The sequence below is a fragment of the Aromatoleum bremense genome (assembly GCF_017894365.1).
GTDB classification, from domain to species: domain Bacteria; phylum Pseudomonadota; class Gammaproteobacteria; order Burkholderiales; family Rhodocyclaceae; genus Aromatoleum; species Aromatoleum bremense.
Window position 1 is genome coordinate 1,072,127 of sequence record NZ_CP059467.1, and the last position, 26,838, is coordinate 1,098,964.

General features: G+C 68.1%; 22 protein-coding genes. 12 read left to right on the forward strand and 10 right to left on the reverse strand.

The genetic code is table 11. The annotated features are described in order from the left end of the window. Positions 1 to 75: 75 nt before the first annotated feature. A complete protein-coding gene (locus tag pbN1_RS05065; RefSeq protein ID WP_211161332.1) occupies positions 76 to 2,460 on the reverse strand; it encodes an LPS-assembly protein LptD in 2,385 nt (794 codons plus the stop codon). A 148-nt stretch (positions 2,461 to 2,608) separates the two neighbouring features. Between pbN1_RS05065 and pbN1_RS05070 the strand changes: the two genes are divergently transcribed. The 9 genes from pbN1_RS05070 (at position 2,609) to hemF (ending at position 12,198) form a co-directional block, all read left to right on the forward strand. Beyond that, positions 2,609 to 3,613 (forward strand): aminoglycoside phosphotransferase family protein, encoded by a 1,005-nt coding sequence (locus pbN1_RS05070; RefSeq protein ID WP_169201172.1) that lies wholly within the window; start codon positions 2,609 to 2,611, stop codon positions 3,611 to 3,613. 8 nt (positions 3,614 to 3,621) lie between these two features. Further along, on the forward strand, positions 3,622 to 4,302 hold the full coding sequence (murU, locus tag pbN1_RS05075) for an N-acetylmuramate alpha-1-phosphate uridylyltransferase MurU (RefSeq protein ID WP_169201194.1): 681 nt from the start codon (positions 3,622 to 3,624) through the stop codon (positions 4,300 to 4,302). A 70-nt stretch (positions 4,303 to 4,372) separates the two neighbouring features. Beyond that, on the forward strand, positions 4,373 to 5,725 hold the full coding sequence (locus tag pbN1_RS05080; RefSeq protein WP_169201171.1) for an aminopeptidase P N-terminal domain-containing protein: 1,353 nt from the start codon (positions 4,373 to 4,375) through the stop codon (positions 5,723 to 5,725). Then, on the forward strand, positions 5,712 to 6,881 hold the full coding sequence (locus pbN1_RS05085) for an FAD-dependent monooxygenase (RefSeq protein WP_169201170.1): 1,170 nt from the start codon (positions 5,712 to 5,714) through the stop codon (positions 6,879 to 6,881). The genes pbN1_RS05080 and pbN1_RS05085 overlap by 14 nt, the downstream gene beginning before the upstream one ends. 140 nt (positions 6,882 to 7,021) lie before the next feature. Further along, on the forward strand, positions 7,022 to 8,044 hold the full coding sequence (dusB, locus tag pbN1_RS05090) for a tRNA dihydrouridine synthase DusB (protein WP_169201169.1): 1,023 nt from the start codon (positions 7,022 to 7,024) through the stop codon (positions 8,042 to 8,044). Next, entirely contained in the window at positions 8,041 to 8,277 is a 237-nt protein-coding gene (locus pbN1_RS05095) for a helix-turn-helix domain-containing protein (protein WP_041645644.1), read from the forward strand. Before dusB ends, pbN1_RS05095 begins: the two co-directional genes overlap by 4 nt. Before the next feature lie 74 nt (positions 8,278 to 8,351). Then, the gene (gene purH / locus pbN1_RS05100; protein WP_169201168.1) at positions 8,352 to 9,947 is read left to right on the forward strand and encodes a bifunctional phosphoribosylaminoimidazolecarboxamide formyltransferase/IMP cyclohydrolase; all 1,596 of its coding nucleotides are present in this window, start codon (positions 8,352 to 8,354) and stop codon (positions 9,945 to 9,947) included. Positions 9,948 to 9,966: 19 nt separating this feature from the next. After that, a complete protein-coding gene (gene purD / locus pbN1_RS05105; RefSeq protein ID WP_169201167.1) occupies positions 9,967 to 11,256 on the forward strand; it encodes a phosphoribosylamine--glycine ligase in 1,290 nt (429 codons plus the stop codon). Between the two features lie 3 nt (positions 11,257 to 11,259). Then, complete coding sequence (gene hemF, locus pbN1_RS05110; RefSeq protein WP_169201166.1) at positions 11,260 to 12,198, forward strand: oxygen-dependent coproporphyrinogen oxidase; 939 nt, start codon at positions 11,260 to 11,262, stop codon at positions 12,196 to 12,198. A gap of 25 nt (positions 12,199 to 12,223) precedes the next feature. Here the strand turns inward: hemF and pbN1_RS05115 are convergent, their stop codons facing one another. From pbN1_RS05115 to hemC, 4 genes are all read right to left on the reverse strand, one after another. Further along, positions 12,224 to 13,399: a heme biosynthesis HemY N-terminal domain-containing protein gene (locus pbN1_RS05115; RefSeq protein WP_169201165.1), complete on the reverse strand. Its 1,176-nt coding sequence runs from the start codon at positions 13,397 to 13,399 to the stop codon at positions 12,224 to 12,226. Positions 13,400 to 13,411: 12 nt separating this feature from the next. Beyond that, positions 13,412 to 14,524 (reverse strand): uroporphyrinogen-III C-methyltransferase, encoded by a 1,113-nt coding sequence (locus pbN1_RS05120; RefSeq protein ID WP_244857169.1) that lies wholly within the window; start codon positions 14,522 to 14,524, stop codon positions 13,412 to 13,414. 151 nt (positions 14,525 to 14,675) lie between these two features. Next, positions 14,676 to 15,443, reverse strand: a complete 768-nt coding sequence (locus tag pbN1_RS05125; RefSeq protein ID WP_169201193.1) for a uroporphyrinogen-III synthase — start codon at positions 15,441 to 15,443, stop codon at positions 14,676 to 14,678. Positions 15,444 to 15,480: 37 nt separating this feature from the next. After that, entirely contained in the window at positions 15,481 to 16,425 is a 945-nt protein-coding gene (hemC, locus tag pbN1_RS05130; RefSeq protein WP_169201163.1) for a hydroxymethylbilane synthase, read from the reverse strand. A gap of 222 nt (positions 16,426 to 16,647) precedes the next feature. On the opposite strand from hemC, the gene ppc reads away from it, so the two are divergent. Next, positions 16,648 to 19,398 (forward strand): phosphoenolpyruvate carboxylase, encoded by a 2,751-nt coding sequence (gene ppc / locus pbN1_RS05135; RefSeq protein ID WP_169201162.1) that lies wholly within the window; start codon positions 16,648 to 16,650, stop codon positions 19,396 to 19,398. A 25-nt stretch (positions 19,399 to 19,423) separates the two neighbouring features. Here the strand turns inward: ppc and pbN1_RS05140 are convergent, their stop codons facing one another. Then, positions 19,424 to 20,185 (reverse strand): LytR/AlgR family response regulator transcription factor, encoded by a 762-nt coding sequence (locus tag pbN1_RS05140; protein ID WP_169201161.1) that lies wholly within the window; start codon positions 20,183 to 20,185, stop codon positions 19,424 to 19,426. A 178-nt stretch (positions 20,186 to 20,363) separates the two neighbouring features. Between pbN1_RS05140 and argH the strand changes: the two genes are divergently transcribed. After that, entirely contained in the window at positions 20,364 to 21,761 is a 1,398-nt protein-coding gene (gene argH / locus pbN1_RS05145; protein ID WP_169201160.1) for an argininosuccinate lyase, read from the forward strand. Further along, a complete protein-coding gene (locus pbN1_RS05150) occupies positions 21,754 to 23,061 on the forward strand; it encodes a protein kinase domain-containing protein (protein ID WP_244857170.1) in 1,308 nt (435 codons plus the stop codon). The genes argH and pbN1_RS05150 overlap by 8 nt, the downstream gene beginning before the upstream one ends. A 61-nt stretch (positions 23,062 to 23,122) precedes the next feature. Here pbN1_RS05150 and grxD read toward each other — a convergent pair whose 3' ends face one another. The 4 genes from grxD to hemA all read right to left on the reverse strand — a co-directional run bounded on the left by grxD (position 23,123) and on the right by hemA (position 26,782). Then, positions 23,123 to 23,452: a Grx4 family monothiol glutaredoxin gene (gene grxD / locus pbN1_RS05155; RefSeq protein WP_169201158.1), complete on the reverse strand. Its 330-nt coding sequence runs from the start codon at positions 23,450 to 23,452 to the stop codon at positions 23,123 to 23,125. A gap of 105 nt (positions 23,453 to 23,557) precedes the next feature. Beyond that, on the reverse strand, positions 23,558 to 24,394 hold the full coding sequence (prmC, locus tag pbN1_RS05160) for a peptide chain release factor N(5)-glutamine methyltransferase (RefSeq protein WP_169201192.1): 837 nt from the start codon (positions 24,392 to 24,394) through the stop codon (positions 23,558 to 23,560). A 7-nt stretch (positions 24,395 to 24,401) separates the two neighbouring features. Further along, entirely contained in the window at positions 24,402 to 25,481 is a 1,080-nt protein-coding gene (prfA, locus tag pbN1_RS05165) for a peptide chain release factor 1 (protein ID WP_169201157.1), read from the reverse strand. A 47-nt stretch (positions 25,482 to 25,528) separates the two neighbouring features. After that, complete coding sequence (gene hemA / locus pbN1_RS05170) at positions 25,529 to 26,782, reverse strand: glutamyl-tRNA reductase (protein ID WP_169201156.1); 1,254 nt, start codon at positions 26,780 to 26,782, stop codon at positions 25,529 to 25,531. Positions 26,783 to 26,838: the final 56 nt, after the last annotated feature.

Here is a 26,838-nt window from a genome sequence, read left to right on the forward strand (position 1 = left end):
GCAAGGGAATTCGTATCATGGTTTCTCGAAAAATGAATCGACTCGTGTAACGCTGAAATACCGGCCGCGCCGGATTCAGTAGGCACCAAAGACGCGGTCGGACACGGGTTCGTTGATCTTGCCATATCCCGCAACGCTGCGTTTGAGCAGATTGACCGGACTGGAACCGACACTGGCCAGGCCGTTGAGTTCAAGCTGCAGGAACAGCGCCTCGGTGACATCGTCGGGATTGGTCGCGAAACGGTGCACCGCGCTGCGCACCACCCAGCAGCCGCCATCGTATTCGATGCCCGCGATGGTCTCGGTGATGCGGTTCTCCTTCAGCGAGCGCGTCACGCGCGCGACGCCGTACCAGCCGCCGCCGAGCGGCCACTGCCCGGAAAGGTCGAGGTCCTGCAGCACCTCGCGCGAATAACGGTAACCGAGATTCAGCGCCTTCGCGAATTCCGGCTGATAGCGCACGGTGAAGTTGAAGCGCTCGGTCAACTGGTCGCGCGGGTTGTACTGCCACGCCGAATCGATCGACGAGCTCGTCGTCACGCGGCCGCTGAACGCCGCGAGCATGTCGGCGCGGCGCCCGCTGCGGCGCGGTTCGCCCGGCAGCGTGACGCGCTGGTCGTCGAAGTAGTAGCGCTGCCCGAGGGTGGCGCGCATGCGCTCAGCCCCACTTCCCGGATCGATCAGCCGCGACGTCACGGCCGCGGTGACCTGGTTCGCGTCGGCGATGCGGTCGCCGCCGGCATACAGGTTTTCGGAGAAGATCTGCGCGAAGCCGAAGTCGAAGCGGGCCGTGTCGAAAACCGGGATGTCGTCCTGATTGCGGAACGGCGTGCGCACGTAGTAGATGCGCGGCTCCAGCGTCTGGAGATATTGCTGGTCGAACATCGTCGTGTCGCGCTCGAAGTTGAGGCCGCTGTCGAGCGTGAAGATCGGCAGCGAGCGCGTGATCGAGCGGCTCTCGCCGGCGAGATCGCGGTCGAGCGCATATTGCGTGTGATGCACGCCGATTTTCGGCGTCACGTAGTAGCCCGGCCGCTCGAACGGCAATGACAGCTGCGGATACAGCGTGAAGCGGCTGCCTTCCGGCTTGCGGCTGTCGGGGTGTTCGAACTGCACGTATTCGCCGCGGAACCCGAGGACCGTCCCCGCGGCCATGTCCTGCCGGTTCGCGTTCAGCAACAGCTGCGGCAGGCGCCGATAGGGATCTTCGCCGGACAGCGTCTGGTAGCTTTGCACCAGCGCCGACGCGCTCCACCAGTCGCTCGCGACATAGCTGAGCCGGCCTTCGCGCAACAGGTTGACCTGCGACGCGACCGACAGGCGCGAGCTGAGGTCTTCGAAATACTGGTCGTCGGAGACGGCGTTCAGGTCGAGCGAACCGTACAGGTTCGGCGTGATCCGCTGCTGGTGCTGCACCGATCCGAGCGCGCGTTCCTCGCCGGTGACGGCGTCGCGCGGCAGCCACTCGACACGCGACTCGCCGCGGTAGCCCGGCGTCAGGTAACGGAACTCACCCCCGAGCTGCACGCCGCGCCGCCCCATGATGCGCGGCGCGAACGTCGCGTCGTAGTTCGGCGCGAGGTTCCAGTAATAGGGCACCGAGATGTCGACGCCGGCCTTGTTCGACACGCCGACCGTCGGCGCGAGGAAACCGGACTGGCGCTGACCGACGAGCGGAAATTCCGCCCACGGCCACCAGAAGATCGGCACGTCCTGGAAGATCACCGACCCGCCGCGCACGACGCCGACTTCGCGGTCGTAGTCGAGCTCGAGGTCGCGCGCCTTGATGTACCAGTCCGGGTCGTCGGCCTGGCAGGTCGACCAGGTGGCGTTCTCCAGGCGGTAGTGGTTCTCGCCTTCGAAGCGCATCACGTCGGCATGCCCGCTGCCGGAAATCTCGTGCACGGGCTCGCCTGGCGCAGGATCGGAGCGGCGGCTGAAACGGTATTGCGGCGCCTCGAATTCGCCGACCTGCTCGGCGATCTTCAGATTGGCGCGCGGCCCCTCGACCCGGTCCGTCCCCTGCGCCAGCAGCACATTGCCTTCGGCCCGCGCCTCGTCGGTCAGCTCGCTGTACGTCAGCCGGTCGGCGGACAGCAGTATTCCGTCGCGCCGCAGCTCGGCATTGCCTTCGGCGACCAGTTCGACGGCTCGCGTTCCGCGAATCTGCTGCGCGCGGATCTCCGTCGCCCCGGCAGCGATCGGCGCGCTTTGCGCAGCCGCAGCGCCGGCAGCCGGTTCGGCGGGAATCCCGGCCGGTGGCGGTACGGCAGCCGGTGGCGATGCCGGAGTGGTCGATGGCCTCGCCGGCGCAGGCGGCTGCGCCGGCAGCGGGGGCGTGCCCGGGCTTTGGGCCGGCGGCTGTCCGGCCGGGCGTCCCGGCCGGCTCTTCACCAGGTCCGGCGAAACCACCAGCGGTGGCAATCCTGCCGCCACCGCGGCCCCCGAGAAGCAGCACATCAGCAGCGGGATAAGCTTCAGCCGCGTTCTCAATCGCGTTTCGCGCAAGCGTCTTCCCCAATCGTCAAGAGTCAGCCCGACGGCGAGCGGCACGGTCGAAGCCTTTGATAAACTCATCGATTTTACACGAAGCCTCGCGGAGAACCCGGTGCAAAGACTCACCCAACTGAACGCCTGGCTGACGGCGCAGCTACCCGGACAGGATTTCGAACTGAGCCCGGCATCGGCCGACGCCAGCTTCCGGCGCTATTTCCGCGTACGTTTTGCCGACGGCAGCCCGAGCCGCATCGTCATGGACGCACCGCCCGAACATGAGGACACGCGCCCCTGGCTCAAGGTCGCAGAGCTCTTCGGCGACGCCGGCGCACACGTCCCCGAAGTGCTGGCGCGCGACCCGGACCAGGGCTTCCTGCTGCTGTCGGATCTCGGCAGTACGACCTACCTGGCTGCGCTGACCCCGGCGAATGCCGCGAGCCTCTACGCCGACGCCCTCGGTACGCTGATCGCGATCCAGAAAGCGAGTCGCCCCGGCGTGCTGCCGGAATATTCGCGCGAGCTGCTGCGGCGCGAGCTGATGCTGTTCCCCGAGTGGTACATCGCGCGCCACAAGGGCGTGAGCCTCGACGAGCGCCAGCGCGCGACGCTGGACGCGGTTTTCGACCGCATCCTCGCCGTCAACCTCGCCGAGCCGCAGGTCTTCGTGCATCGCGACTACCACTCGCGCAACCTGATGTACCTCGCCGACGGCGCCAACCCGGGCGTCATCGACTTCCAGGACGCGGTGTACGGCCCGCTGACCTATGACCTCGCGTCGCTGTTCAAGGACGCCTACCTCCACTGGGAAGAGGACTTCACGCTCGATCTGCTCGCGCGCTACTGGGAAGCCGCGCGCAAGCTCGGACTGCCGGTGCGCGCGGATTTCTCCGACTTCCACCGCGACTACGAATGGATGGGCGTGCAGCGCCACGTCAAGGTGCTCGGCATCTTCGCCCGCCTCTGTCACCGCGACGGCAAGGACGGCTACCTCGCCGACATGCCGCGGGTGATGGACTACCTGCGCCGCGCGTGCAAGCGCTACCGCGACCTCACGCCGCTGCTGCGGCTGCTCGACCAGGTCGATCCCGAGCCGGTCGAAGTCGGCTACACGTTCTGATGCGCGCGATGATCCTCGCCGCCGGGCGCGGCGAGCGGATGCGTCCGCTGACCGACGCCTGCCCGAAGCCGCTGCTCGCCGCCGGCGGCCGGCCGCTGATCGCGTGGCACCTCGAGCGGCTGCGCGCGGCGGGCTTCACCGAGGTCGTCATCAACCACGCCCATCTCGGAACAATGATCGAAGCGGCGCTCGGCGACGGCCGGCAGTTCGGTCTGCATATCGCGTACTCGGCCGAAGCCGAGGCGCTGGAGACAGCCGGCGGCATCCGCCAGGCGCTGGCGCTGCTCGGCGACGCGCCTTTCGTCGTCGTCAACGGCGACGTCTTCTGCGACGCAGACTTCGCCACGCTGCGCCCCGTCGGCGCCGAACTTGCCGCAACGGGCGACCTCGCCCACCTCGTGATGGTGCCCAACCCGGAGCATCACCCCGACGGCGACTTTCGCCTCGACGGCGACCGCCTGCATTGCGACGGCGAGCCGCGGCTGACGTTTTCCGGCATCGGCGTCTATCGGCCGGCGCTGTTCGCCGCCCTCGCAGCGGGAACGAAAGCGCCGCTGGGCCCGCTGCTGCGGGAGGCGATGGACGCCGGCCGGGTGCGCGGCACGCTGCATCGCGGCTACTGGCTCGACGTCGGGACGCCGCAGCGCCTCGCCGCGCTCGACCGGCATCTGCGACAGGTCATCGACTGAGCGCCACTCCCGAACACGACCCGTTCCGGCGGGTCGAAACCGGGAACCACCCCCGTGCCATAATGAATTCATGAACAGTCTCCCAGAGCGCCCCGTGCCTGACATCGCCCCGTTTCACGCCCGCCGCGAGCGGCTTCTCGCGCGCATGAATGCGCTCGGCGGGGGCATCGCGGTGCTGCCGACCGCGCCCGAGTGCCCGCGCAACCGGGACACGCACTATCCGTTCCGCCACGACAGCTACTTCCATTACCTCACCGGCTTCGGCGAGCCCGAAGCGGTGGTCGTGCTGGTGGCGGGCGACCCTCCGCGCTCGATCCTGTTCTGCCGCGAGAAGAACGAGGAACGGGAGATCTGGGACGGCTACCGTTTCGGCCCCGATGCGGCCCGCGAGCGCTTCGGCTTCGACGAAGCGTGGACGATCGGCGACCTCGACCAGCGCCTGCCCGACCTCCTCGCAAACCAGCCGAAGATGTGGTGTGCGCTGGGCTACGAAGCGGACTGGGACGCCCGCGTGATGCGCGCGCTGAACGCGGTGCGGGCGAACGCGCGCGCCGGCGCAGTGCCGCCCCATGCGATCCACGACGTGCGCACCGAGCTCGACGAAATGCGCCTCGTGAAGGACGAATCTGAACTCGCGATCATGCGCCGCGCCGCCGCGATCTCGGGCGACGCGCACCGGCGGGCGATGGCCGCGACCCGCCCCGGCCGCCACGAATACGAGATCGAGGCGGAACTCTTGCACAGCTTTCGCCGCGCCGGCAGCCAGGCGCCCGCCTACCCGTCGATCGTCGCCAGCGGCCCGAACGCGTGCGTGCTGCACTACGTCGAGAACGACCGCGTGATGGCCGATGGCGAGCTGCTGCTGATCGACGCCGGCTGCGAGCTCGACGGCTACGCGTCCGACATCACGCGGACGTTTCCCGTCAATGGCCGCTTCACGGGCGCGCAGCGGGACGTCTATGAACTCGTGCTCGCCGCGCAGCGCGCCGCGAAAGACACGATCCGTCCCGGCGTACTGTGGAACGACCCACACGACGCCGCGGTGCGGGTCATCGCGCAAGGCCTGCTCGATCTCGACCTGCTCTCCGGCACGCTCGACGCGGTCATCGAGCAGGACCTCTACCGGCGCTTCTACATGCACCGCACCGGCCACTGGCTCGGCCGCGACGTCCATGACGCCGGCGAATACAAGCGCGCCGGCGAGTGGCGCCCGCTCGAACCCGGCATGGTGCTGACCGTCGAGCCGGGCTGCTACATCCGCGCCGCCGCCGACGTGCCGGAAGCGTTCTGGAACATCGGCGTGCGCATCGAGGACGATGCCGTCGTCACCGCCACCGGCTGCGAATTCATCACCGATGCGGCGCCGCGGTCGATCGCCGACATCGAGGCGGTAATGCGCGAGGGCGCCGGTGCGACAGCCTGACCTCTTGGTCGTCGGCGCCGGGCCGGTCGGGCTCGCCCTGGCCCTCGCGCTGAAGGACAGCGGATTCACGGTCGTGCTCGCCGACGCCCGCCCGCGCGCGGCCGTGCTCGCCGACCCGCGCGTGCTCGCGCTGGCGCACGGCACGCGCCTGACGTTGGAGCGGCTCGGCGTGTGGGACGGGCTGGCGGCGACGCCGATCTGCAGCATCCACGTCTCCCAGCAAGGCGGCTTCGGCCGCACCGAGCTTCGGGCCGAAGACTACGGCCAGCCGGCGCTCGGCTACGTCGTCTCGGCCGGCGCACTCGCCGGCGCTCTGCGCGCAGCGGTGGACCGCAGCGGCATTGCCGTCCTCGACGAAACGCAAGTCACCGCGCTCACGCCGCAGGCCGACGCCGTCGTTGCCACCCTCGTCGCCACCCTCGGCGGCACTGCGGCGAGTGCCCCGGACGACGCGCCGTGCCGCGCGCGCCTCGTCGCCTGCGCCGAAGGCCGGCTCGAGGCCGGGCAGGACGTCGTCGAGCGTGACTATCGCCAGCACGCCCTCATCGCGCGGATCGACGTCGACGGCGGTCACCGCCATCGCGCTTTCGAGCGCTTCACGCCCCAGGGTCCGATCGCGCTGCTGCCATGCGACAGCAACTTCGCGCTGGTCCAGGTCGTTTCGCCCGAACGCGCCGACCAGCTGCTCGCCATCGACGACGCCGACTATGTCGCGCAGTTGCAGGACCGCTTCGGCACCCGCTTACGGTTCGGACCGGTTTCCCGCCGCCACCGCTACCCCCTCGGCCTGCGCTACCGGCGCCATCCGGTGGGCGCACGCACCGTATGGCTCGGCAACGCCGCCCAGACTCTCCATCCGGTCGCCGGACAAGGCTTCAACCTCGCGCTGCGCGACGTCTGGGCGCTGGCCGACACGTTGCTGCGCCACCCCGGCGATCCGGGCGGAGCGGCAGTCCTGGACGCCTATGCCGATGCCCGCGGCCTCGACCGCTTCGGCGCGATCCACTTCACCGACGCGCTCGTGCGCGCGTTCAGCAATGACTTCGCCCCGCTGCGCCAGCTCCGCGGCGCCGGCCTGCTGGCCCTCGACATCATCCCGCCGCTGCGCGATTTCGTCGCGCGGCGGATGATGTTCGGGGCCCGCGCCTGGCCCTGACCGGCGCCGTCCAGCGGTGGCAGAGCGCGGGCACAAATACGACAGGATGTGATGCAATCGGCGTCGGGGCTGCATTCCGCTGCTCGCCCGGCGGCGCATGGGGTAAAATGCGCCCTCTTCCCCGAACACCCTCTCCATCCATGCAGTACGCCGGTTTTACCCTGCGCAACAATCTTTTCGTCGCCCCGATGGCGGGCGTGACCGATCGGCCGTTCCGCCAGCTGTGCAAGAAGCTCGGCGCAGGCGTCGCGGTCAGCGAAATGGTCACGTCGAACTCGCTGCTCTATGGCAGTGCGAAAACCCGTCGCCGCGCCGAGCACGCCGGCGAGGCCGATCCGATCTCGGTGCAGATCGCCGGCGCCGATCCGGCGATGATGGCCGACGCCGCGCGCTACAACGCCGACAACGGCGCACAGATCATCGACATCAACATGGGCTGCCCGGCGAAGAAAGTGTGCAACGTCATGGCAGGCTCCGCACTGATGCAGAACGAGCCGCTCGTCGCCCGCATCCTCGAGGCGGTCGTCGCCGCAGTGCCCGGTACCCCGGTGACGCTCAAGTTCCGCACCGGCTGGAACCGCGACCACCGCAACGCGCCGACGATCGCCCGCATTGCCGAGGCATCGGGCATCCGCGCGGTCGCGATCCATGGCCGCACGCGCGCCGACCAATACACCGGCAACGCCGAGTACGACACGATCGCCGAAGTGAAATCCCTCGTGAAGATCCCGGTGATCGCCAACGGCGACATCACGACGCCCGAGAAAGCCCGCTACGTGCTCGACTACACCGGCGCCGACGGCGTGATGATCGGCCGGGCCGCGCAGGGCCGGCCGTGGATCTTCCGTGAAATCGAGCATTACCTCGCCACCGGCACGCTGCTGCCGCCGCCGCTCGTCGCCGAAATCCTCCAGGTATGCCGCGAGCACCTGGGCGACCTGTACGCGTTCTATGGCGAGGAAACCGGGGTCAGGATCGCACGCAAGCACATCTCCTGGTACACGAAGGGCCTCGTCGGCTCGGCGGCTTTCCGCCGCACGATGAACCAGCTGTCCGATGTGCGCGAACAACTCGAGGCTGTTGACGACTTCTTCGGCCGCCTCGCCGAGCAGGACGCCCGCCTGCGCTACGAAGAAGAACTCCCGCAGGAACTCGCAGCATGACCCGCTCGAACGAGATCGCCGAATCGATCCACCGCACCCTTGACCAGTACTTCCGCGATCTGGACGGCGAGAAGCCGGCCGCGATCTATGACATGGTGATCCGCAACGTCGAGCGCCCGATGCTCGAATTCGTGCTTCGCCAAGCCAATGGCAACCAGACCGTCGCCGCCGAGATGCTCGGCATCAACCGCAACACGCTGCGCCGCAAGCTGACGGAATACGAACTGCTGTAGCGCATCCCGACCCTCACTCCCCGCGCGGCGGAATCGCCGCGTCGCCCACCCGATTTTTTCTTGCGATCCTCACGATGAAAGTCTCCCAAGCCCTGATCAGCGTCTCCGACAAGCGCGGCGTCGTCGAATTTGCCCGCTCGCTCGATGCGCTCGGCGTCAAGCTGCTGTCGACCGGCGGCACCGCCGCGATGCTGCGCCAGGCCGGCCTGCCGGTCACCGACGTGTCCGAGCACACCGGTTTTCCGGAAATGCTCGACGGCCGCGTCAAGACGCTGCACCCGAAGGTGCACGGCGGCATCCTCGCGCGTCGTGACCTGCCGGAGCACATGGAGACGATCGCCGCACACGACATCTCGCGCATCGACCTCGTCGTCGTGAACCTCTATCCGTTCGCCGCAACCGTCGCCAAGCCCGACTGCACGCTCGACGACGCGATCGAGAACATCGACATCGGCGGCCCGACGATGGTGCGCGCGGCGGCCAAGAACCACGGCAACGAAGCGGGCGGCGTCGGCATCGTCACCGACCCGGAAGACTACGCGTCGATCGTCGCCGAGCTGAGCTCGGGCGACGGCGCGCTGAGCTACAGGACGCGCTTCGCGCTCGCGGTAAAAGCTTTCACGCATACTGCGCGCTACGACGCGGCGATTTCCAATTACCTGACCGCGCTGACTTTCGACGCCACTGGAGCGGCCACGCGGCAGGCCTATCCGGAACGCTTCCAGCTCGCGTTCGACAAGGTCCAGGACCTGCGCTATGGCGAGAACCCGCACCAGTCCGCGGCCTTCTACCGCGAGCAGTGCGCGCCGGAAGGCGTGATCGCAGCCTACCGGCAGCTGCAGGGCAAGGAACTGTCGTACAACAACATCGCCGACGCCGACGCGGCGTGGGAATGCGTCAAGGCGTTCGACGTCGAGGCCGGCCCCGTCGCGTGCGTCATCGTCAAGCACGCGAACCCGTGCGGCGTCGCGCTCGCCGAAACCCCGCAGGCCGCTTACCGCAAGGCCTTCTCGACCGATCCGACGTCGGCCTTCGGCGGCATCATCGCCTTCAACTGCGAAGTCGACCGGGCCGCTGCCGAGGCCGTCGCAGCGCAGTTCCTCGAAGTGCTGATCGCGCCCTCGTACAGCGCCGACGCGCTCGCGGTGCTCGCCGCGAAGCAGAACGTGCGGGTGCTGACCTGCGCCCTCGGCAAGCCGTCCGGCGCCCTCGACCTGAAGCGGGTCGGCGGCGGGCTGCTGGTGCAAAGCGCCGACGAGGCCCGCATCGCGGTCGCCGATCTCAGGATCGTCACCCGGCGCGCGCCGACCGAACAGGAACTCGGCGACCTGCTGTTCGCGTGGCGGGTGGCGAAATACGTCAAGTCGAACGCGATCGTGTATTGCCGCGACGGCATGACGGTCGGCGTCGGCGCGGGCCAGATGAGCCGCGTCGATTCGGCCCGCATCGCCGCGATCAAGGCCGAGAACGCCGGGCTGACGGTGCACGGTTCGGTGGTCGCCTCCGACGCGTTCTTCCCGTTCCGCGACGGGCTCGACGTGCTCGCCCGGGCCGGCGCCACCGCGGTGATCCAGCCCGGCGGCTCGATGCGCGACAGCGAGGTGATCGCCGCGGCCGACGAACAGGGCGTGGCGATGGTGTTCACCGGTTTCCGTCATTTCCGGCATTGAGAGCGGCACAGGAAAACTCATGAAAGTTCTCGTCATCGGTTCCGGCGGCCGCGAACACGCGCTGGCCTGGAGACTCGCCCAGTCGCCCAAAGTCACACGCGTGCTGGTTGCCCCGGGCAATCCGGGCACCGCGCGCGAGCCGCTGCTCGAGAACGTCGCGGTCACTGCGATCCCGGACCTCGTCGAACTCGCGCGCACCGAGCAGGTGCAATTCACCGTCGTCGGCCCGGAAGCACCGCTTGCGGCCGGCGTCGTCGACGCCTTTCGCGCTGCCGGCCTGCCGATCTTCGGCCCGACGAAAGGCGCGGCGCAGCTCGAAAGCTCGAAGGACTTCGCCAAGCGCTTCATGGCCCGGCACAACATCCCGACGGCGAAACACGCAACCTTCTCCGACCCGTCCGCGGCGCACGACTATGTCGAGGCCGAAGGGGCGCCGATCGTCATCAAGGCCGACGGCCTGGCCGCCGGCAAGGGCGTCGTGGTCGCCGCGACGCTTGCCGAAGCCCATGCCGCGATCGACCTGATGCTGAGCGGCAACCAGAGCGGCGTGCAGTACGACGAAGCCGGCGCGCGGGTCGTCGTCGAGGAGTTCATGGCGGGCGAGGAAGCGAGCTTCATCGTCATGGCCGACGGCAAGCATGCGCTGGCACTGGCGACGAGCCAGGACCACAAGCGCCTGCGGGACAAGGACGAGGGACCCAACACCGGAGGCATGGGCGCCTATTCGCCGGCGCCGGTCGTGACGCCCGAAATCCACGCCCGCGTGATGCGCGAGATCATCCTGCCGACTCTTGCCGGCATGAGCGCCGACGGGCTGTCCTATACCGGCTTCCTGTACGCGGGCCTGATGATCGACGAAGCGGGCCAGCCGCGCGTCGTCGAGTTCAACTGCCGCATGGGCGACCCGGAAACCCAGCCGATCATGATGCGCCTGAAGACCGACCTGTCCGACCTCGTCGAAGCGGCGATCGGCGGACGGCTCGACCAGGTCGAAGCCGAATGGGACCGCCGCGTCGCGCTCGGCGTCGTGCTCGCCGCCGAAGGCTATCCCGAGGCGCCTCGCAAGGGCGACGTGGTGTCCGGATTCCCGACCACCGAGAGCGAGGACGTGCACGTCTTCCACGCGGGCACCGCGGAGCTGGACGGGCGGGTCGTGACCGCCGGAGGCCGCGTGCTGTGCGTCACCGCGCTCGGCGACAACATCCGCAGCGCGCAGAAGCGCGCCTACGAAATCGCCGACGGGATCATCTTCGAAGGACGCCAGTACCGCCGCGACATCGGCCACCGCGCCATTGCGCGCAAAGGCTGAACGATGGGCGCGCCCGATTCGCGCATTGTCAGGCAGCACCTGCTCGACCTGCAAAGCCGCCTCGTCGCTGCGCTCGAACGATTCGACGGCAGCAGCTTCCGCGAGGATGCGTGGCAGCGCCCGGCGGGCGGCGGAGGCATCACGCGCGTCATCGAGGAAGGCCGTTTCTTCGAACGGGGCGGGGTCAATTTCTCGCATGTGATCGGCGGCGCGATGCCCGCCTCGGCGATCGCGCACCGCCCCGATCTCGCGGGCCGCGCGTTCGAGGCGATGGGCGTATCGCTCGTGCTGCATCCGCGCAACCCGTACTGTCCGACGGTGCACATGAACGTGCGCTTCTTCATCGCCTCGCACCCGGAGACGGCCGTTCCGCCGCCTGTCGCGGCGCCGGTCTGGTGGTTCGGCGGGGGCATGGACCTGACGCCCTATTACCCGTACGAGGAAGACGTGCGGGATTTCCACCGCACCTGCCGGGCGGCGGTGCTGCCATGGGGCGGGGAGCCGGAATACCGCCGCCTCAAGGAATGGTGCGACCGGTACTTCTTCCTGAAACACCGCAACGAACCACGCGGTGTCGGGGGCCTGTTCTTCGACGATCTCGGCGCCGACGGCGAGACGGACTTCGACACCGCATTCGGGCTCGCGCGCAGCGTCGGCGACGCGTTCCTCGACGCCTATATGCCGATCGTCGAGCGACGGCGCGACGTCGCATATGGCGAACGCGAACGCGATTTCCAGGCCTACCGCCGCGGCCGCTACGTCGAATTCAACCTGGTGTTCGACCGCGGCACGCTGTTCGGCCTGCAGTCGGGCGGACGCACCGAGTCGATCCTGATGTCGCTGCCGCCGGTCGTCAAATGGCGCTACGACTGGCAGCCGGAGCCGGGCAGCGCCGAGGCGCGTCTATATGACGAGTTTCTCGCCCCGCGCGACTGGTGCTGACTGCCGCGCGGGGGAACGAGGCAGGTCAGGCAGCCGAGTGTTCGGCCGCCGCGCGATAGTGAGCGTGCGCCTCCTCGGCCCGTTCGAGACGCTCGAACAGATGCGCGAGCGCAAGGTGCGTTTCGATTGTCGGCGCGAGGTTCAGCGACGCCTCGAGGTAACTCTGCGCCTTGCCCCACAGCTGTGCCGCCAGGCATAGCCGGCCGAGCGCATACAGCAGGTCTGCATCCTTCGGGTGCTTGCGCAGCCACCCTTCGGCACGCGCGAGGCAGCCGGCCGCATCGCCGTTCGCGCACTGGGCGTACAGCCGCGCCAATCCCCCGTCCCACTCGGTGTCGAGCATGCGTTCCATGGTCTTGCGCACCAGCGCTCCCTGTCCCGCTGCGGCAAGATAGGGAACGGCTTCCTCGACCATGCGCCGGTCACCCAGTTCGGCAGCCGGAATACTGCGCCAGTACGCCGCGAGCGCCTCGCCGTCGCGGGCCAGTTCGCGTATTCGTTCGACGTGCGCGCGGCGCACCACCGGTTGTGCCTGCTCGTCCGTCAGGGCCTTGTGCTTGCGCAACTGCCGCGCGAGGCGCAGGACCTCTTCCCATTGCTCCAGCGCCGAAGCCACTTTCAGTGACAGACGCAGCGCGGCGATGTGCCGATGCCCGGACAGGCGCAGATTTTCGAGCCGTTCGGCAGCTTCTTCGAAGCGCCGCCCTTCGATCGCGAGTTCGGCTTCGGTCATCAGGCGCGCAACACGGGCTTCTTCTTCCTGCTCGGCGGCCCGCCCGATCCAGATCCGGTAGCGGGTGTCATCGTGCATGCCGTGCGCCGCACGCGCCGCGACGAGCGCCGCCATCGAGCGGCTTTCCCCGGCGTCGAAAGCGTTACCGGAGAGCTTCAGCGCCTGCGCGAAGCGGCCTTCGAACAGGGCACGCAAGCCGTCGCGCAGCGCTCGGCCGGCCTTGTCCTTGCGCCGGCGCTCGCGAAACACGCCGACCCGGCCCGGCAGCGCGATCGTTTTCCCGACCAGCCGGAGCGCCACGTAGCCGGTGAAAAACGCCACCAGCAGCGCGACGATGAGGAGATTCAGTGACAGCTGGGCGCGCCACGGCGGCAGCACGACGAGCACGTAGCCGGTGTTGAGGCTCGCGAGCATCGCCACCCCGGCAGCGAGAGCGAATAAGGCGATGAGCCAGAGCAGGGCACGCATCCCCGGGCCTCCTCAACGCTCGCCGGCAGCCGGCGGCTGCACGGGCGCAGGCGGGGCAGGCGGCGACTGGACCGCGGGAGCGGAAGCTGCACCGCCGGGCGCCGGTGTGCCGTTGAGCGGCCGCTGGCCTTCGGCGGAGCGTGCCTGCAGCATCCGCAGTGCGGCGATGCTTTCGGTCGGCGTCGGCTGCTCAACCTTGACCGGCAATGCCTGCAACGCCGCGAGTTCGGCGAGCGTTTCCTGGACGGCCTGGTCGCGCTGGTCAAAAAAGCGTTCGATCCAGCCGCGCGCCTGCGCGAGGTCGGCGGCGAAAGTCCGGCCGTCGCGCGCGAGCAGCGCGAGCCGCGCGGTCAGCAGGCGGATCTTGAGATTCTCGCGCAGGTAGGTGCTTTGCGCCGGCGCCAGCAGCACGGGCTCCGACTGGTCGAGACGCTCGATTCGCACCAGCGTCAGCATTTCGCGCCAGATGTCGCGCGCCAGTCCGGTGATGAAATCGATCACCGAAGGGTCGGTCGAAGCGCGCTCCGGCCCGCTCGCCCCCTCATTGCCAGCGGCAGCGGGATCGGGATCGTCGAGTTGCCCGGCGAAAGCCAGCGGCAGCGTGTCGACACGCTCGAGCAGCGTCTCCAGGCGCAGCGCGATGCCCGGCACGTCCACCTGCGGCGCGGCCTGGAGCCGCTCGATGTCACGCACCAGCGCGCGGCGCAAGGCCTGGAACTGGCCGCGGTCCTGCGCCGCGAGCCGCGCTTCGGCCCCCTGCAACGCGATCAGCGCGGCTTCGTGGTTGCCGGCCAGCTGCAGTTGCTGCGCGGCGATGCCGATCGCCTGCTCCGCCTCGGCGATGACGCGGTCGTCGCGTGTGCGCGAAAACTCCTGGTAGAGATTCTCGAGCGCGGCAGCCTGCCCTTCGGTCGCCGCGACGTGCGCCTCGAGCGCGCCGATCTTGCCCTGCAGCGACGCGATCGACTCCTGCTGCTGGCGCGCCGATCCCCGCGCTTCGGCGAGCGCGGAATCGCTTGCCGCCAGGCGCTGGGCGACTTCCTCGCGAATCTCGATGGCGCCAGAGCGCAGCTCGTATACTTGCCAGGCGGCGAGCCCGGCGGCGGCGAGCGCGACCAGCGCCACGGCAGTCGCGACCCCGCCGCCACGCTTCGAGGAGGAAGCCGCCGGAGTGGAGGACGAGGTGGATGGCGCCGATCCGGATGGAGTATCGGAACGCGGAGGCTGGGAAAGCGCTGGGATTTCTTCTTTCATGCCGAGAGTTTAACCGAGGTCGCTAGAAATGAGATTCGAGTGCGCGAATGAGCCCTTCGTCGCCGGGGCCGGTTTCGACGACACGCACGAAGCCGGCCGCGCGCGCGTGCGCCGCAATTCTCGAGTGCGGCGCGAAGATCGGCACCGGGCACAGCAGGCGCAGGCCCTCGACGCCGACGATGGCGACGAGCTTCGCGACGCCTTCGCTGCTGGTGAGCGTGATCGCGTCGAGTGCGCCGCGCCGCGCGAGGTCGAGCAGCGGGGCCGGGTCCTGGTCGGGCTGGAAGCGGCGATAGCAGCTCACGTATTCGACATCGGCGCCGTGCTCGCGCAAGGTTTCGCCGAGCAGGTCGCGACCGCCGTCGCCGCGAAAGATCACGATCCGCCGGCCGCGCACCGCTTCGGGCCGGAATTCCGGAAGGGCGAGCACGGACTCGCTGTCGAAACCGCTCGCCGGCGCGACGACGGAGCGAAAACCGAACGCCGCGAGCGCCCGCTCGCTCCCCTTGCCGACAGTCGCCACCACTACTCGCTGCGGCCAGGCGCGCCGCGCGAGGATCGGCGTGAGCGCGTGCTGCACGGCGTTCGGGCTGACGAAAAACGCGAGATCGAACTGATCGAGCCGGGTGGCGATGTCGCCGAGTCGTGCGCCGTCGACGGCGCCGATCGCGAGCACCGGAAAGCGCACCGGAATGCCGCCGCGTGCAGCGATCGCCTCGCACAGGCTGTCGGCCTGCCCCGCCGGGCGAGTGACTGCGACGTGACGTCCGCAGAGCGTGTTGCGCGTCATCGGCGTCATCGACAAGGCCGTACCGTCCGGACCGGGCTCACCCCAGCCGCGCGAGGATGTCTTCGGCCCCTTGCGCGCGCAAGTCGCCGGCCAGTGCCAGTCCGAGCCCTTCGGCATCGGCGGCATCGCCTTCGCGTTCGGCGCGGACCATGCGGCTGCCATCGGGCAGCGCGACGAAGCCGCGCAGCCACAGCCGCCCGGCGCGGATCTCGGCGTAGGCGCCGAGCGGCACTTCGCAGCTGCCCGCGAGCGCGCGCGCGACGGCACGCTCGGCGCGCACGCACGCCGAAGTGTCGGCATCGTTCAACGGCGCGAGCCAGGCCGCGATGTCGGTGCGCTTCGCCAGGCATTCGATGCCGAGCGCGCCCTGCCCGGCCGCCGGCAGCGACACCTCGGACGGCAGTTCGGCACGGATGCGGTCGGCAAGCCCTAAGCGCCGCAGTCCGGCGGCGGCGAGAATGATCGCGTCGTACTGCCCCTCGTCGAGCTTGCGCAGGCGCGTGTCGAGGTTGCCGCGCAGGCTCGTGACCGCCAGGAAAGGAAACTGCGCATGCAGCTGCGATTCGCGGCGCATCGACGAGGTGCCGACGACCGTGCCCGGCGGCATGTCGGCGAGGCTCGCGTAGCGCGGCGACACAAACGCGTCGAGCGGCACTTCGCGCGCCGAGATGCACGGCAGCGCGAACGGTTCGGTCAGCTGCATCGGCACGTCCTTCATCGAATGCACCGCGATGTCGGCGCGCTCCTCGAGCAGCGCGGCTTCGAGTTCCTTGACGAACAGCCCCTTGCCGCCGACCTTCGCGAGCGGACGGTCGAGGATCTGGTCGCCGCGCGTGGTCATGCCGAGCAGCTCGACGCGACAGCCCGGGTAGAGCGCCTCGAGCCGGGCCTTGACGTGTTCGGCCTGCCACAGTGCGAGACGGCTTTCGCGAGTGGCGATTACGAGGCGTTCGGGGGCGGGAAAGTCAGGGGTAGCGCTCACGGTGGGCAGACTCGTCACGGAGGAATGGATCGGTGCCGCTCGCAGCAAAGGGTTGCCGCAATGCAACATCAGGGTTGGCGCCAATGGCGCACGGGCTGGGCGGCATTCTAGCATGGGTGCAAATTGCGCCTTTCGTGCCCGGCGGGCGCAAGTCCCCATCACGTCAGCCGGCGAGCCAACCGGCCGCTCCCACAACGTAGCCACCCACACCCGGAACAGACCATGACTGAAGACAAGGACGCCCCGCTGCGCGAAGACATCCGGCTGCTCGGCCGCGTGCTGGGCGACACCGTGCGCGACCAGCACGGCGAAGCGGCATTCGCCCTCATCGAGCGCATCCGCCAGACTTCGGTGCGCTTCCGCCGCGACGATGACAACGCGGCACGGCGCGAACTCGAAGGCATCCTCGACGCGCTGTCGCGCGAACAGACGATCGAAGTCGTGCGCGCGTTCAGCTATTTCTCGCACCTGTCGAACATCGCCGAGGACCAGCATCACATCCGCCGCAGCCGCGCGCACCTGATCGCCGGCTCGGCGCCGCGCGCAGGCAGCGTCGCGCACGCGCTCGTGCGCGCACTGGCGAGCGGCTTGCCGCCGGCCCGGCTCGCGGCGTTCTTCGACACCGCGCTGATCTCGCCGGTGCTGACTGCGCATCCGACCGAAGTCCAGCGCAAGAGCATCCTCAACTGCGAGACCGATATCGCACATCTCCTCGACGCGCGCGATCGCATGACGCTGACGCCGGAGGAGCGCCAGGAAAGCGACGAGGCGCTGCGCCGGACGGTGCTGACGCTGTGGCAGACGCGCATGCTGCGCCCGGCGAAGCTGTCGGTCGTCGATGAAGTCACGAACGGCCTGTCGTACTTCGACGCGACTTTCCTGCGCGAGCTGCCGCGCCTCTATACGAACCTCGAAGACCAGCTCGCGAGCCGCGATCCGGCGCTCGCCGGACTCGAACTGCCGGCGTTCCTGCAGGTCGGCAGCTGGATCGGCGGTGATCGCGACGGCAATCCTTTCGTCACCGCCGACGTGCTCGAACGCGCGCTCGCGATGCAGGCGGGGGCCGCGCTCGGCTTCTATCTCGACGAACTGCACGCGCTCGGCGCGCGCCTGTCGCTCGCGCTCGGGCTGGTCACCGCATCCGATGCGCTGCTCGCGCTGGCCGCCCGCTCGCCCGACCATTCTCCCCACCGCAACGACGAACCCTACCGCCGCGCGATCTCCGGCATCTATGCGCGGCTCGCGGCGACGCACCACGCGCTGCTCGGCACCGAACCGCCGCGCCATCCGGTAGCAATGGCCGAGCCGTATGCCACCGCCGCCGAACTCTGCGACGATCTCGATGTCATTCACCGCTCGCTCGTCGCGAACGGCTCGGCGGCGCTCGCGCGCGGGCGGCTGCGCCGGCTGCGCCGGGCCGTGCGCGTGTTCGGCTTTCACCTTTCGCCGATCGACCTGCGCCAGAATTCCGAGGTGCATGAGCGCGTCGTCGCCGAACTCCTTGCGACCGCCAGAACCGGTACCGACTACGCGACGCTCGACGAGGCGGCGCGCGTCGAACTGCTGATCGAGGAACTCGCGACACCGCGTCCGCTCGCATCGCCTCACGTGCGCTATTCAGACGAGACCGAAGGCGAACTCGCGATCTTCCGCACTGCGCGCGCGGCTCACCGGCGCTACGGGGGGCCGGCGATCCCGAACTGCATCATCTCGAAGACCGGCGACGTCTCCGATCTGCTTGAACTCGCGCTGCTGCTGAAGGAGGCGGGCCTGCTGAGGCCGCACGAACAGGCGCTGGACGTCAATATCGTCCCGCTGTTCGAGACGATCGACGATCTCGCGAACGCGCCGTCGGTGATGGACCGCCTGTTCGCGCTGCCCGGATACATGAACCTGCTCGCTGCCTCCCGCGACCGCACCCAGGAAGTCATGCTCGGCTATTCCGACAGCAACAAGGACGGCGGCTTCCTGACGTCGGGCTGGGCGCTCTACAAGGCCGAGATCGGCCTGATCGAGGTGTTCGCGCGGCACGGCATCCGTCTGCGCCTGTTCCACGGCCGGGGCGGTTCGGTCGGACGGGGCGGCGGCCCGAGCTACGAGGCGATCCTCGCGCAACCCGGCGGCGCGGTGCAGGGGCAGATCCGGCTCACCGAGCAGGGCGAAGTGATCGCGGCGAAATATGGCAACCCGGAAGTCGGCCGGCGCAACCTCGAAGTCATCGTCGCCGCGACGCTCGAAGCGAGCCTGCTCGCCGATCGCGCTCCGGCGCCGCGCGCCGAGTTCCTCGACACGATGCAGGCGCTCTCGGATGTCGCGTTCGCTGCGTACCGCGAATTGGTCTACGACACCGAAGGGTTCGAACGCTATTTCTGGGAATCGACCGTAATCTCGGAGATCGCCGAGCTGAACATCGGCTCGCGGCCCGCGTCGCGCAAGAAAGGCACGCGCATCGAGGATCTGCGCGCGATCCCCTGGGTGTTCAGCTGGTCGCAGTGCCGCCTGATGCTGCCGGGCTGGTTCGGCTTCGGCAGCGCCGTCAAAACCTGGCTCGCGGCCCACACTGACGACGGCATCGCCCGCCTGCAGGCGATGCATCGGGAATGGTCGTTCTTCGCCGCGCTGCTGTCGAACATGGACATGGTGCTGGCGAAGACCGACCTGGCGATCGCGTCGCGCTACGCCGGGCTCGTCAAAGACGTGAGCTTGCGCGACGCGATCTTCGGCCGCATCCGCACCGAATGGCACGACACTGTCGAGGCGCTGCTCGCGATCACCGGCCAGCGCGAGCTCCTCGACGGCAACCCGCTGCTCAAGCGCTCGATCCGCAACCGCTTCCCCTACCTCGATCCGCTCAACCACGTACAGGTCGAGTTGCTGCGCCGCCATCGCGAGACGCATGACGACGCGCGCATCCGGCTCGGGATCCATATCTCGATCAACGGCATCGCGGCTGGTTTGCGCAACAGCGGCTGAGGAAGCGGGCGCGTCGGAGCGAGAGTCAGAGTCCGAGCGCGTGCCGGACCGCCGGCCACTGGCGCCGGCTGATCGGCAGGCGTTCGGCGAGGCCGGCGAGCACGACGTCCCAGTGCGGCTCGCCCTCGTCCTCGCCCGCGCGTTCGACGCCCGTCACGGCGCTGCGCGAGACGAGACAGTTGCGGTGGATGCGGACAAAGCGATCGCGGAACTCCTGTTCGAGTTGGACGAGCGACTCGTCGAGCAGGAACTCGCGCCCCGCGGTGCGCGCAGTGACATACTTGAGTTCGGCGCGCAGGAACAGCACGTCGGCGACCGGCACCAGCACAATGCGCCCGCGCTCATTGACGCTGAAATGGCGCCTTGCGCCGCGCGAAAGGCCGGCCAGCAGCGCGTCGGCAGCGGGCGAACGCCGGCGTGCGCGCGCGAGCGCTTCGGCAAGCCGCGCCGCGCGGACCGGCTTCAGCAGGTAATCGGTCGCCGCCAGGTCGAACGCCTGCACCGCGTATTCGTCGTATGCCGTCGTGAAGATCACCGCAGGCGGGCACTCGAGGCGACTGAGGTGGCGCGCGAGTTCCACCCCGTCCATGACCGGCATGCGGATGTCGGCGAGCACGACGTCGGTCGCCAGGTCTTCGATCAGGCGCAACGCTTCGAGCCCGTTCGCCGCCACGCCGACGACGCGCGTCGGCTGCGTGTCCGCGATGTCGTCGAGCAGGTCCTTGAGGCGTGCGCGGGCAGGCTCCTCGTCGTCAACGATGACGACTCGCAGAGCAGCGTCGGTCATGCAGGAATTCTCCGTTGTGGCGACGCCGGGAAAGCCCGCGTCGCAAGCGCCCGGCGGAAGCCGGCGAAGCTTTTGCTTTATACTTTTCACCCCTTATAGGCGACGGACGCGACGGACGAAACCTGCGCCGCCGCGGCATCGAACGATCTTTCCGGTCGGTTTTCCTTCCACGGACATTATGACAGACACCTCCTCCTCGCAGCCGGCCAAGGCGTGGTCCGGCCGTTTTTCCGAACCGGTCTCGGACCTCGTCAAGCGCTATACCGCCTCGGTGTCGTTCGACCAGCGCATGGCGGTGCAGGACATCCGCGGCTCGCTGGCGCACGCGAAGATGCTGGCGAAGCAGGGCATCATCGCCGCCGCCGACCTTGCCGACATCGAGCGCGGCATGGCGCAGATCCGCGACGAGATCGAACGCGGCGAGTTCGCCTGGAACCTCGACGACGAGGACGTGCACCTCAACATCGAGAAGCGCCTCACCGCGCTCGTCGGCGATGCGGGAAAACGCCTGCACACCGGCCGCAGCCGCAACGACCAGGTCGCCACCGACATTCGTCTCTGGCTGCGCGACGCGATCGACCAGATCCTCGCCCTGATCGGCGACTTCCAGAAGAACCTGCTCGACGTCGCCGAAGCCAACGCCGCAACGCCGATGCCCGGCTTCACGCATCTGCAGATCGCCCAGCCGGTGACTTTTGGCCACCACCTGATGGCCTATTTTGAAATGAGCCGGCGCGACGCCGAGCGGCTCAAAGACTGCCGCAAGCGCGTGAACCGCCTGCCGCTCGGAGCCGCCGCGCTCGCCGGCACGAGCTACCCGATCGACCGCGAGTTCGTCGCCGCCGAGTTGGGCTTCGACGAAGTCTGCTACAACTCGCTCGACGCCGTCAGCGACCGCGACTTCGCGATCGAGTTCTGCGCCGCCGCGGCATTGCTGATGACCCACCTGTCGCGCCTGTCCGAAGAGCTGATCCTGTGGATGAGCCCGCGCGTGGGCTTCATCGACCTCGCCGACCGCTTCTGCACCGGCAGCTCGATCATGCCGCAGAAGAAGAACCCCGACGTGCCCGAACTCGTGCGCGGCAAGACCGGACGCGTCAATGGCAGCCTGATCGCGCTCTTGACGCTGATGAAAGGCCAGCCGCTCGCCTACAATAAGGACAATCAGGAAGACAAGGAACCCCTGTTCGACACCGCCGACACGGTGATTGACACCCTGCGCATCTACGCCGACATGATCACCGGCATCCGCGTCAAGGCCGACGCGATGCGCGACGCGCTCAAGCAAGGTTACGCGACCGCGACCGACCTCGCCGACTACCTCGTCAAGAAAGGCCTGCCGTTCCGCGACGCGCACGAAGCGGTCGCGCTCGCCGTGCGCGCAGCCGAGGCGAAAGGCTGCGACCTGCCGGACTTCAGCCTCGACGAGCTGCGCGCATTCTCACCGCTCGTCGGCGACGACGTGTTCGCGGTGCTGACCGTCGACGGCTCGCTCGCGTCACGCGCGCATGTCGGCGGCACCGCGCCGGATCAGGTCCGCGCCGCCATCGCCCGAGCCCGCAGCACGCTTGGATGACAGGCCGGAGCCGGTGGAACGGATCGGCAAATACGACATCCGCGGGCTGATCGGCGAAGGCGCGACCAGCTCCGTCTATCTCGCATACGACCCATTCACCGGCCGCGATGTCGCCATCAAGCAACTCCATCGCGACGTCCTGCGCGACGCCGACCGGGACTGCCTGCATCGCACGCTGCTGCTGAACGAAGCGGCGCTCGCCGGCAAGCTCGTCCATCCGCACATCGTCCAGATCCACGACGCGGCGATCGACGACAGCCAGGCCTATATCGCGATGGAGTATGTACCGGGCGGCACGCTTGCCGCATTCTGCCGCCCGGACAGCCTGCTGCCGTTCGAACGGCTCATCGAGATCATCTTCCGGTGCACGCGCGCGCTCGATTTCGCGTTTCGCCGGGGCATCATCCACCGCGACATCAAGCCTGCGAACATCCTGCTTGTCGACCGGGACGGGCAGGACATCAAGATTTCCGATTTCGGCACGGCCGTGCACGCCGCTGGCGACGCAACGCAGGTTCTCGGCGTCGGCTCCCCCGCGTACATGTCGCCGCAGCAGGTGCGCGACATGCCGCTGAACCACCAGACCGATATCCATTCGCTGGGCGTCGTGATGTTCCAGCTCCTCACCGGGCGGCTGCCGTTCGAATCCGACAGCCATTACAGCCTGCTCTACCGCATCGCGCACGAGGAAGCGCCTGCGCCATCGTCGATCCGTCCTGACGTCCCGGAAGCACTGGATGCGATCGTGCGCCGCGCGCTGGAGAAAGACCTCGCCCGCCGCTACCAGGACTGGGCGGAGTTTTCGCATGATCTCGCCCAGGCATCCCGCAACCGGAAGATCAATGCCGACCGCGCGGAAGTTGCCGACGCGGAGAAATACGAGGCCCTGCGACGACTCGCGTTCTTCCGTGAGTTCAGCGACGCCGAGCTATGGGAAATCATCGGCTTTTCGCAGTGGAGCCGCGCCGAACCCGGCACCGTGGTGATGAAGGAAGGGGAAAGCGGTGATCACTTCTGCTTGCTGGCCGAAGGCGAAGCGCGTGTCGTCAAGCGCGGCAAGCTCCTTCACCTGCTGACGGACGGCGACTGTTTCGGCGAGATGGCGCTGTTTTCGGCAGGGGGCCGGGCCCGCTCGGCAACCGTCGAGGCCACGACCGCACTCAGCGTGCTTCGCATCGGTGTGGCCGCGCTCGAGCGCGCATCCGACACCTGCAGGATGCATTTCTACAAGGCCTTCCTCGAAGTGCTGTCGACCCGTTTGTCGATGGCCAATTCGAGGATTGCGAACGCCGGGCCATGACCCCCCGACCTGCAAGGCCGGCTTGCCCGCGCCCAGAATCCGGCGCCGGGCGAAGCGCGGATCAGGAAGCGGACGTTACGCCTGCTTCGGTGAGCATCGTCTTCAATTCGCCGTTTTCATACATCTCGCGCATGATGTCGCAGCCACCGACGAATTCACCGTTCACGTACAGCTGCGGGATCGTCGGCCAGTTCGCAAACTGCTTGATGCCATTGCGGATTTCGTCGTTCTCGAGAACGTTCACCGAAAAGAACTTCGGCACACCGCTGTGCTTGAGAATCTGCACGGCCGTCGACGAAAAGCCGCACTGCGGGAACTGGGGCGTGCCCTTCATGTACAGGACGACGGGGTTCGTGGTGACCTGTTCGCGGATGACTTCCTGGATGTCCATGATTTATGTTCCAAAAGTTGAGTGTTTCACTCGGGTAATTCTATGGGTGGATGTCGCACGCGTCAATAGCCTCTGGACGCCGTGCGAGCGCAGGGCTCGCCACGATCAACGGCCGCGCCACTGCCCCCCCGACACCCGTTCGATGCCCGCCAGATCCTTCCACGAGGCGATCGCCGAAAACCCGGCATCAGTCAGCAGCCCGCGCACCGCGGCCGCCTGGTCGAAACCGTGTTCCATGAACAGCCAGCCGCCGGGTTCGAGGTGGCGCGGGGCCTGCGCGGCGATGGCCGCGAGATCGTCGAGCCCGTCGGGGCCGGCGGCAAGCGCGGTGCTCGGTTCGAAGCGCACGTCGCCCTCTTCGAGATGCGGGTCGGCCGCCGCAACATAGGGCGGATTCGCGACGATGAGTTGATAGTGGTCGTCGCCGAGCGAAGAAAACCAGTCGCCGAGCACGAAGGAGACGCTCGCCCGCAAGCGTGCCGCGTTCGCCATCGCGACCCACAGCGCTTCGCGCGAACGATCGACCGCGACGACGTCGGCCTGCGGCAGCTCGAGCGCGATGCTGACCGCGAGCGCGCCGCTCCCGGTACCGAGATCGAGCACGCGCGTATGCGGCTTGTCGCCGAAATGCGCCAGCGCCAGTTCCACCAGCAGTTCGGTGTCGGGACGCGGAATCAGCACTGCCGGCGTCACGATGAACGGGTGGCCGAAGAACTCGCGCTCGCCGGTCAGGTAAGCAACCGGCTCGCCGGCCTCGCGCCGCTCGACCAGCGAGCGGAACTCTGCCCACTCCGGCGCTTCGAGCCTGGCTTCCGGATACGCCGCGAGGCGCACCGCCGAACACTGCAGCACATGGCGCAGCAGAATGCGCGCATCGACGACCGCGATCCGCGCCCGCGCCCAGTTCAGCGCGCCGCCGATATCGGGCGCAGCTTCGGTCATTTTCACGTCAGTCGCCTCCCAGCGCCGCAAGCTGGTCGGCCTGGTGCTCGCGCGTCAGCGTATCGATGAGCTCGTCCAGATCGCCCTGCATCACCGCGTCGAGCTTGTAGAGCGTGAGGTTGATGCGATGATCCGTGACGCGCCCCTGCGGATAGTTGTACGTGCGAATGCGTTCGGACCGGTCGCCACTGCCGACCAGGCTCTTGCGCGTGGCGGCCTCGCGCGCCTGCTGCTCGCGCAATTGCCGGTCGTGGATGCGTGCGGCGAGCACCGACATCGCCTGCGCGCGGTTGCGATGCTGGGAACGATCGTCCTGGCACTCGACGACGATGCCGCTCGGAAGGTGCGTGATGCGCACCGCCGAATCGGTCTTGTTGATGTGCTGGCCGCCCGCACCGCTGGCGCGGAACGTGTCGACGCGCAGGTCCGCGGGATTGATGTTCACCGCTTCGACTTCATCGGCCTCGGGCATCACGGCCACCGTGCAGGCAGAGGTATGGATGCGTCCCTGCGTTTCCGTCACGGGGATGCGCTGCACACGATGCCCGCCGGACTCGAACTTGAGCTTCGAATACGCCCCGGCGCCGGCGACGCGCAGGATCACTTCCTTGTAGCCGCCGAGATCCGACGGACTCGACGACACGATCTCGACCTTCCAGCGCTGGCGCTCGGCATAGCGCGTGTACATGCGCAGCAAGTCGCCGGCGAACAGCGAGGCTTCGTCGCCGCCGGTACCGGCACGCACTTCGAGAAACAGGTTGCGTTCGTCGCTCGGGTCGCGCGGCAGCAGCGCACGCTGCAATTCAGCCTCCAGCGCCTGCAGGCGCACCGCCCCCGTTTCGAGCTCGCTCTCGGCGAGCTCGCGCATCTCGGCGTCGGCCAGCATGGCGCGCGCACTCTCGCAGTCGACCTCGGCTTGGTGGTAAGCGCCGTACAAGGCGACAACCGGTTCGATCTCGGCCCGCTCGCGCCCGAGCGAACGGAACGCATCCATATCACGCACGGCGTCCTCGGACGACAACTCGCGATCGAGTTCCGCCAGGCGGTGGGTCAGGAGTTCGAGCTTGTCGCGGATGCTCTGCTTCATGAAAGGCGTGATCGAGTGGGAAACGAAACGGGTTGGGCGGCCGACGGCTAATCGGGGGAGTTGAGGTTGAACAACTGCTGGACGAGCCTGCTCGCATCGGCCTGCTGCTCGCCTTCGGACTGATTGAGATAGCGGGTCGGACCATGCATCAGCTTGTTGATCAGCCCATGACTCAGCGCATCGAGCACTTTCTGCGGATCTTCGCCTTTTGCCAGCAGACGCGTCGCGCGCTCCAGTTCGACCGCGCGCACCGTCTCTGCGTGCTGGCGCAGCGCGCGAATCGTCGGCACCGCATCGCGCGCCTGCATCCAGTGCAGAAAACCATTGACGCGCGAATCGATGATCTCCTCGGCTTCCAGCACGGCCTGCTGCCGCGACTCGAGACCCGCGTCGACGATCTGCGCGAGATCGTCGACGGTGTACAGGAAAACGTCGTCGAGCTGGCCGACTTCGGCCTCGATGTCGCGTGGCACCGCGAGATCGACCATCACGATCGGCCGGTGCCGGCGCGCCTTGATGGCGCGCTCGACCATGCCCAGACCGACGATCGGCAGCGGGCTGGCCGTACAGGACACCACGACGTCGAAGTGCGGCAGCATCTCGCCGACCACGTCGAGCCGCATGACTTCCGCCCCGAAGCGATGCGCGAGCAACTGCGCGCGCGCTTCGGTGCGGTTCGCGACCGCGATCCGCTTCGGGCACGCCCCGGCGAAATATGCGGCACACAGTTCGATCATCTCGCCGGCGCCGATGAAGAGCACGCGCTGGTCCGACATCCGCTCGAAAATGCGCTCGGAAAGATGCATCGCCGCCGCCGCCATCGACACGATGTTCGCCCCGATCGCCGTCGTCGAGCGCACTTCCTTCGCGACGGCAAAAGTGTTCTGGAACAGTTTGTGCAGCAGCGTGCCCATCGTCCCAGCCTCTTCGGCACGGCGGGCAGCGTCCTTCACCTGGCCGAGGATCTGCGGCTCGCCGAGGACCATCGAGTCGAGCCCGCTCGCGACGCGGAAGACATGCCGGACCGCATCGCGTTGCGGATAGGTATAGAGATACGGCGAGACTTCGCTCAACGGCAGGTGATGAAAACGCGCCAGCCAGTCGGCAGCGTGCTGCGGTTGCTCCGTGGCGAAGTACAGTTCGGTGCGATTGCAGGTCGACAGGATCGCCGCCTCGCGCACCGTCCGCTCGTGCGTCAGATCATGCAGCGCGTCGTCCAAGCGCTCGGGCTGAAACGCCACCTGCTCGCGAATCGTGAGCGGCGCCGTATGATGATTCAGGCCAAGAGCATAAAGTTGCATGCGCGATCGCAGGGGAGCGTAATGCCGCGAATTATAGCACTCCGCGAAACTGCAAA

What these genes read in the sequence shown, in the direction of transcription:
- prmC (WP_169201192.1), bottom strand. Translation starts at nt 24,394, where the DNA reads ATGACCGAAGCTGCGCCCGATATCGGCGGCGCGCTGAACTGGGCGCGG.
- prfA (WP_169201157.1), bottom strand. Translation starts at nt 25,481, where the DNA reads ATGAAGCAGAGCATCCGCGACAAGCTCGAACTCCTGACCCACCGCCTG.
- hemA (WP_169201156.1), bottom strand. Translation starts at nt 26,782, where the DNA reads ATGCAACTTTATGCTCTTGGCCTGAATCATCATACGGCGCCGCTCACG.
- pbN1_RS05065 (WP_211161332.1), bottom strand. Translation starts at nt 2,460, where the DNA reads ATGTGCTGCTTCTCGGGGGCCGCGGTGGCGGCAGGATTGCCACCGCTG.
- ppc (WP_169201162.1), top strand. Translation starts at nt 16,648, where the DNA reads ATGACTGAAGACAAGGACGCCCCGCTGCGCGAAGACATCCGGCTGCTC.
- hemF (WP_169201166.1), top strand. Translation starts at nt 11,260, where the DNA reads ATGGGCGCGCCCGATTCGCGCATTGTCAGGCAGCACCTGCTCGACCTG.
- pbN1_RS05095 (WP_041645644.1), top strand. Translation starts at nt 8,041, where the DNA reads ATGACCCGCTCGAACGAGATCGCCGAATCGATCCACCGCACCCTTGAC.
- purH (WP_169201168.1), top strand. Translation starts at nt 8,352, where the DNA reads ATGAAAGTCTCCCAAGCCCTGATCAGCGTCTCCGACAAGCGCGGCGTC.
- pbN1_RS05140 (WP_169201161.1), bottom strand. Translation starts at nt 20,185, where the DNA reads ATGACCGACGCTGCTCTGCGAGTCGTCATCGTTGACGACGAGGAGCCT.
- dusB (WP_169201169.1), top strand. Translation starts at nt 7,022, where the DNA reads ATGCAGTACGCCGGTTTTACCCTGCGCAACAATCTTTTCGTCGCCCCG.
- purD (WP_169201167.1), top strand. Translation starts at nt 9,967, where the DNA reads ATGAAAGTTCTCGTCATCGGTTCCGGCGGCCGCGAACACGCGCTGGCC.
- pbN1_RS05115 (WP_169201165.1), bottom strand. Translation starts at nt 13,399, where the DNA reads ATGCGTGCCCTGCTCTGGCTCATCGCCTTATTCGCTCTCGCTGCCGGG.
- murU (WP_169201194.1), top strand. Translation starts at nt 3,622, where the DNA reads ATGATCCTCGCCGCCGGGCGCGGCGAGCGGATGCGTCCGCTGACCGAC.
- pbN1_RS05125 (WP_169201193.1), bottom strand. Translation starts at nt 15,443, where the DNA reads ATGACGCGCAACACGCTCTGCGGACGTCACGTCGCAGTCACTCGCCCG.
- argH (WP_169201160.1), top strand. Translation starts at nt 20,364, where the DNA reads ATGACAGACACCTCCTCCTCGCAGCCGGCCAAGGCGTGGTCCGGCCGT.
- pbN1_RS05080 (WP_169201171.1), top strand. Translation starts at nt 4,373, where the DNA reads ATGAACAGTCTCCCAGAGCGCCCCGTGCCTGACATCGCCCCGTTTCAC.
- grxD (WP_169201158.1), bottom strand. Translation starts at nt 23,452, where the DNA reads ATGGACATCCAGGAAGTCATCCGCGAACAGGTCACCACGAACCCCGTC.